Source organism: Leclercia sp. M50, from assembly GCF_037150775.1.
In the GTDB taxonomy this organism is placed as follows: Bacteria; Pseudomonadota; Gammaproteobacteria; order Enterobacterales; family Enterobacteriaceae; genus Enterobacter.
Genome location: NZ_JBBCPK010000163.1, coordinates 1 through 5,988, shown reverse-complemented (window position 1 = coordinate 5,988; position 5,988 = coordinate 1). Strand labels below are relative to the sequence as shown.

The following is a 5,988-nucleotide window of genomic DNA, read 5'->3' as shown; positions in this document are numbered from 1 at the left end:
TGGCAGGGAAAAAATCTCACCCAGGCAAAACCGCACCAGCGGGTGCAGGCGGGCGTCGCCTATGTGCCGCAGGGGCGGGACATTTTTCCCCGCCTGACGGTGGAGGAGAACCTGCTGCTCGGCTTATCGCGCTTTCCGGCTCGCGAGGCGAAGCAGGTGCCCGACGAGATCTGGCGGCTGTTTCCGGTATTACAGGAGATGAAGCAGCGTCGGGGCGGGGATCTTTCAGGCGGACAGCAGCAACAGCTGGCAATTGGCCGGGCGCTGGCCAGCCGTCCGCAGCTGCTGATTCTGGATGAGCCGACAGAAGGGATTCAGCCGTCAGTCATCAAGGAGATCGGCCAGGTGATCCGCCAGCTCGCCAGCCGGGGAGATATGGCGATCCTGCTGGTGGAACAGTTCTATGATTTTGCCGCCGAGCTGGCTGACAGTTATCTGCTCATGTCCCGGGGAAGCATTATCCAGCGCGGGCGCGGGGAGAATATGGAGCAGGAGGGTGTCCGCGGTCTGGTCGCAATTTAACAGGGTTGTTTTGCGCGATGTTATACTATAACATCCTCACTCACTTAAACGGAGTGAGGATATTATCTTGGCAGGACATATTGGTAAGTTTGCAATAACTCTGGGGGCGCTGCTGGTCAGCGGCCAGCTGTATGCCCATTCCCACGGACATCAGATGACCGAGGCGGAACAAAAAGCGGCTAACGGCGTGTTTGACGATAAAGATGTAAAGGATCGCCCGCTCTCAAACTGGGATGGCGTCTGGCAGTCGGTCTATCCGTTTCTGCTGAGCGGCGATCTCGACCCGGTATTCAAAAAGAAGGCGGAGAAAGACAAGAGTAAAACTTTTGATCAGGTAAAAGCCTACTACCGCACCGGTTACGCCACCGACGTAGAGAGCATCGGCATCGAAAATAATGTGATGGAATTTCATCGCGGGAAAAAGGTCGCCAGCTGCGAATATGTCTCTAGCGGCTACAAGATCCTGACCTACGCTTCCGGTAAGAAAGGGGTGCGCTACCTGTTTGAATGTAAGGACGCCAGCAGCCAGGCGCCGAAATTTGTCCAGTTCAGCGACCATATTATCGGCCCGCGCCAGTCCAGCCATTTCCATATCTTTATGGGCAACACCTCCCACGAGGCGTTATTAAAAGAGATGGACAACTGGCCAACCTACTATCCAAACGAAATGTATAAAGAGCAGGTCGTTGAGGAGATGTTGCACCATTAATTTCGGTGCGAGATGTGTGCCGGGTGGCGGCTGCGCCTTACCCGGCCTACGAATATTTCGGAATTCATTAATATTTTCTTCAAGTTATGTGTGCTTATATCTCATCCTGTAATGCTAATAAAAAATTACTGATGGGAGGGGTATGTATTTCAATGATGCAATCATTACTTCTGTGGAAGCTGATAAAATCCTTGCTCTTAAGTTGGATAAGGCGGTAGCAGGCGTCAAGGATAACGTCACCTCCACTCTTAAGCAAATGGAAGGTGGTGTAACCCGTGCATCGTATTATATATCTTGCTTTTTAGAGAATTATCAGGATGTATGTGCGAAACTTAAGCATGAGGATGTAAGGTTTATCTCTGGTCTTATTCAGTTATATAAAGATCGAGATGTTATTTTTGAAATGATTAGACTGTATATAGAAATTCATTTTAAAAATAAAACAGAAGGGCGTATTCAACATATCCTTCGCAAACTTGTTAAAGCTGGTGTTTATCTATCAACAACAGGCACGACGAACCGGCTGCTCACTATTTCTGTAGCAACTGCGATCTGCCAAAGCTACAGTTTTCATGCCATAGTACACGGGCGACTAAGTCAAGCCAGATCGCTGATTATAAAAGGAAGCGTAACAGCTACAGCAGTTTCGCTCAGCGTTTATGGTTTAGTTCATGAAGCAGCGCTTTGTGCTGATAATCTTAAGATATTTAATGCATTTTATTATCAAGCGCTCTATACGCGTAAACTTGAGATGATGTATTTCATTATCGAGCCATTAATTACCCGTAGCCCCTATCTAAACCCCATGATTATATCAGATGATGAGCTTGTTGATTTAATCGTCAGGCTAATGAGGTAAATTATGCGGTTCTTAAAAAAATGGTTGAAAGAAGAGTTTATCCTGTTTCTATGGGGATGGGGATGTTGTTTATCAATTGTTGTATTTGCTATGTTCGCTGTCTCTCACTTTCCTGATGTTGCCATCGAGTTAACAGGATTATTCATTTTATTTCTTATTGGTTTTCACGTTTTTCTCTGGTTTAAATTTAAAAAGTGATAGAGAGGATATAAAATATGTCTAACCCCGCACATTTATGGCTTACGGATGACAACGGTTCACCCATAGTTGGTCCTTGTCTTATGCCTGCCCGACTTGGTTCTATTGAACTGCGGTCTGTTAGTCATCATGTTTGGTTACCCTCGGATCCAAATACGGGTAAACTAAGTGGGACCAGACTTCATACTCCTGTAAAAGTCCAGAAAGAGTTTGATAGAACGACGCCATTGCTGTTTCGGGCACTTTGCGAAGGCCGTACATTAAAAACAGCAACGCTTAAGATGTATCAAACCAACGACGCTGGTATTGAGGTAGAGTATTTCAATATTGTCATGGAAAACGTCAAAATTTGTGCCATTACGCCGAATTTGCATCCCAGTGGTATGACAAGCACGCACCTTGAAGATATTGAATTACGGTATGAAAAGATTCTGTGGAAGTACATCGATGGAAATATTCTCTACGAAGATAGCTGGAACCATCGTGTATTCGCGTAAAATGTGAACATTAAGCTCCAGTGTTATTCAGACTGGCCCGGCAAGCGCCGCGTCGCCGGGCGCTGCTCTCAAGCTACACGAGGTAATTCAACCCACGCCTTCATCCGCATCCCGCGTAAAATCATCATCCACGCCAGCACGATGGCGATCATCATTATCACAAACAGCGACCAGTGCGGGAGATGGGTCAATATTAGGCCGGTGATCATCGGGTTAAACGCCGCACCCAGCCAGCCGAGGGCCTGGGCGGAGAAGTAGCTCGCTTTCATGCCCGGCGGGGCGATATTATCGATCAACATATATTCACCTGGCGCATAAATAATTTCGCCGATGGTAAAGACCGCCGCGGCAATCCCCCAGTAGACCAGATTCTCGCCGGAGAGCATAAACCCCGCCAGACCCAGGACGAAAAATAGGGTGCCCAGGGTCATCAGCGGGCGAATATTACGTGCCGACAGTTTGCGACCAATGATGTATTGCAGGGAGACCACCAGCGCGGCATTCACCGGCAGCACCACGGCCACCACCTTTTGGGCAAAATCGCTGTCGTAATCGGCCGCCAGTACATACTGAGAGATACAGCTGGCGAATGAGCCGCCCACGTAAGAGGCCAGCAGCCCGGAGAGGGTATACCAGAACAGTGCCCGGTCACGAAGCAGCACTGACGGCTGCCACGGCACCGGGGCGTTTTCACCGTCGGCCGCCACGCTTTTTTGCACATAGCGCTGAACTAAAACCAGCGGCAGCGCAGCGCAGAAGGCGGCAACCCAGAACGGCAGTTGCAGGCTGTACATCACCAGCAGCGTGCTTAATGGCGGCCCGACGGTCCAGCCAATGTTGAGAAAACTGTAGTTTAGCGAGAAAACGCGCGCCTTTTCCGCCGGGCTCAGCACATCGGAAAACCAGGCTTTCAGCACCGTGGAAAAGACCGAATAGGCGCAGTTGATCAGCGAGAATGCCAGCACCACCATGACTGCATTATCTACCAGCGGGATCGCCAGGAAGCCCAACGCCACTGCTGTAATGGCGATCAGCATATAGCGATTTTTATCGAATTTGTCGGCCAGAATGCCAAACCCTAAGCTGAAGACCACGCCAATCGTCAGGGCCACCGTCAGGGCATAACCAATATTTTCCACGCTCATGTTGAAGACGCGGGTTAAATAGATGGTCATAAACGGCAGCGTAGCGCCGCGGCCAATGGTGAGTAATAGCGATGAGGCCAGCAGCGCTGCGGTTGAACGCCTGAGAGACTGTTTCATTTTCCTGCCCGACAAATGCATGTAAATTTTTGTAATATCTATCAGGATTATCACGCCATAAGCATCTTGTATAGCACCCAATTTATCCCTAAGTGCTTTGCCTGCCTGTCAGAATTAATGATCTGTTCCTCGCCCGTTTTTTTCGTTACTTTGATAAGTGTTTACAAAAATTTAATAAACAGGGGCAGGGTATGACGCGCAAAGATGGGCTGCTGGCGTTGCTGGTCGTGGTGGTCTGGGGACTGAATTTTGTAGTGATCAAAGTCGGGCTGCACAATATGCCCCCGCTGATGCTGGCCGGTTTACGCTTTCTGCTGGTAGCCTTCCCGGCGCTCTTTTTTATCGCGCGCCCGAAAATCCCGTTTCGTCTGTTGCTGGGCTACGGTCTGACCATCAGCTTTGGTCAGTTTGCCTTTCTGTTTTGCGCCATCAACTTCGGCATGCCCGCCGGGCTGGCTTCCCTGGTGTTACAGGCTCAGGCGTTCTTCACCATTATCCTGGGGGCGCTGGCGTTTGGCGAGCGGCTGCAGGGCAAGCAGCTGGCAGGTATTGTCCTGGCGGTGGTCGGGGTGCTGGTGCTTGCCGAAGCCAGCCTCAACGGGCAGCACGTCGCGCTGCTGGGCTTTTTACTGACCCTGGCGGCAGCGTTCAGCTGGGCCTGCGGCAACATTTTCAACAAAAAGATCATGCAGCTGGAGACGCGTCCGGCGGTGATGTCGCTGGTGGTGTGGAGCGCGCTCATCCCGATTGTCCCCTTTATGCTGGCCTCCTGGCTGATGGATGGCCCGACGGTCATGCTTAACAGCCTGGTCACTCTCGATATCACCACCATTTTGTCGCTTTTCTACCTGGCCTTTGTCGCCACCATTATCGGCTATGGCATCTGGGGCTCGCTGCTCGGACGCTACGAAACCTGGCGGGTGGCGCCGCTGTCGCTGTTAGTACCGGTGGTGGGGATCGCCAGCGCGGCGCTGCTGTTGGATGAAAAGCTCGGCGCATTGCAGCTTGCAGGGGCGGTTCTGGTGATGGCAGGGCTCTATATTAATGTCTTTGGTTTTCGTGTGCGCCGGACGGCGCGGGTGAGAAGCTAAAAAAAGCCCCGCGCGGGGCGGGGCAAAACGAATTAATTGTGCTGATTGTAGTACGGCACCCCTAATTCGTCGGATTTGTCGCTGCCTGCGCCCATATGGTTAAAATCGTGGGGCGACTGACCGTTAGCGGTCGGCAGAATCATCGTGTCACGGCTGTGTGGCTGCGGCACGGATGGCGTTTGCTCCGCAAAACTCTGGCCTGAGACCAGCACCAAAGCGGTAAAGGCGGCGGAAGCGAATAGTTTCATGATTTCCTCGATACGTCTTAGAGCCTAACCCACCAGGCTCTTAATACAGGCGATTAGCAGTTACAGTGATTGATCGGAAGCAGATACCGGGATTCCCCATGCATATTGGTAATACGGTATTTATGCGGCGGCACATCGAAGTAGTTCTTGAACGTGCGGGTCAGGGTCTGTTGCGATTCAAACCCGTAACGCTCAGCCAGATAGAGGATCGGCTCGTTACTTTCCTTCAGCTTCTGTGCGATTTCCGTTAATTTGCGGCTGCGGATGTACTGGCCTAATGAGTGGCCGGTCTCTTTTTTAAACATCCGTTGCAGGTGCCATTTTGAGTAACCTGAGCGCTCAGACACTTTTTCAAGCGAGAGCGGTGACTCCAGGTTATCTTCGATCCAGTCCAAAATGCTATGAATAGTGATGGCGTCAGTATTGCGTCTGGACATCGTCATACCTCTTTCTGTTTACGGCAGGATTTTCTTAAGCAAATGCTCAAGAGTTGCCACTTCGTCCGCCGTTAAGTTTTTTGTTAGTTCCTGGTGCAGCTCTTGTCCTACTAATTGATGACATTGTTCACACATGTCCGCGCCGTTGCTGGTTAGTTGCAAAAG

Annotated in this window: 9 protein-coding genes and 1 pseudogene; 6 read left to right on the top strand and 4 right to left on the bottom strand. The window is 50.7% G+C overall.

The features are described 5' to 3' along the window. From WFM46_RS22545 to WFM46_RS22525, 5 genes are all read left to right on the top strand, one after another. Positions 1-522: ATP-binding cassette domain-containing protein (locus tag WFM46_RS22545; protein ID WP_336998596.1), on the top strand; the 522-nt coding region annotated here is incomplete at its 5' end. A gap of 67 nt (positions 523-589) precedes the next feature. After that, positions 590-1,231: a metal-binding protein ZinT gene (zinT, locus tag WFM46_RS22540; protein ID WP_103179548.1), complete on the top strand. Its 642-nt coding sequence runs from the start codon at positions 590-592 to the stop codon at positions 1,229-1,231. 142 nt (positions 1,232-1,373) lie between these two features. Next, entirely contained in the window at positions 1,374-2,090 is a 717-nt protein-coding gene (locus WFM46_RS22535) for a hypothetical protein (RefSeq protein ID WP_336998595.1), read from the top strand. Between the two features lie 3 nt (positions 2,091-2,093). Further along, positions 2,094-2,288 carry a hypothetical protein gene (locus WFM46_RS22530; protein WP_214422593.1) on the top strand — a complete coding sequence of 65 codons (195 nt, stop codon included), beginning with the start codon at positions 2,094-2,096 and terminating at the stop codon, positions 2,286-2,288. 17 nt (positions 2,289-2,305) lie between these two features. Further along, the gene (locus tag WFM46_RS22525; RefSeq protein WP_103824451.1) at positions 2,306-2,785 is read left to right on the top strand and encodes an Hcp family type VI secretion system effector; all 480 of its coding nucleotides are present in this window, start codon (positions 2,306-2,308) and stop codon (positions 2,783-2,785) included. A 68-nt stretch (positions 2,786-2,853) separates the two neighbouring features. Here WFM46_RS22525 and ydeE read toward each other — a convergent pair whose 3' ends face one another. Beyond that, on the bottom strand, positions 2,854-4,047 hold the full coding sequence (ydeE, locus tag WFM46_RS22520; protein WP_336998594.1) for an efflux MFS transporter YdeE: 1,194 nt from the start codon (positions 4,045-4,047) through the stop codon (positions 2,854-2,856). Between the two features lie 191 nt (positions 4,048-4,238). Here ydeE and eamA point away from each other — a divergent pair, with 191 nt between their 5' ends. Further along, positions 4,239-5,138 (top strand): O-acetylserine/cysteine exporter, encoded by a 900-nt coding sequence (eamA, locus tag WFM46_RS22515; RefSeq protein ID WP_336998593.1) that lies wholly within the window; start codon positions 4,239-4,241, stop codon positions 5,136-5,138. A gap of 32 nt (positions 5,139-5,170) precedes the next feature. Here the strand turns inward: eamA and marB are convergent, their stop codons facing one another. The 3 genes and pseudogenes from marB to WFM46_RS22500 all read right to left on the bottom strand — a co-directional run. Next, positions 5,171-5,386 (bottom strand): multiple antibiotic resistance protein MarB, encoded by a 216-nt coding sequence (gene marB, locus WFM46_RS22510; RefSeq protein ID WP_103179554.1) that lies wholly within the window; start codon positions 5,384-5,386, stop codon positions 5,171-5,173. Positions 5,387-5,439: 53 nt separating this feature from the next. After that, positions 5,440-5,823, bottom strand: coding sequence for an MDR efflux pump AcrAB transcriptional activator MarA (gene marA / locus WFM46_RS22505; protein WP_139156372.1), 384 nt, complete (start codon positions 5,821-5,823; stop codon positions 5,440-5,442). An 18-nt stretch (positions 5,824-5,841) separates the two neighbouring features. Further along, positions 5,842-5,988 (bottom strand): annotated as a pseudogene (locus WFM46_RS22500) (transcriptional regulator); the annotation flags it as partial.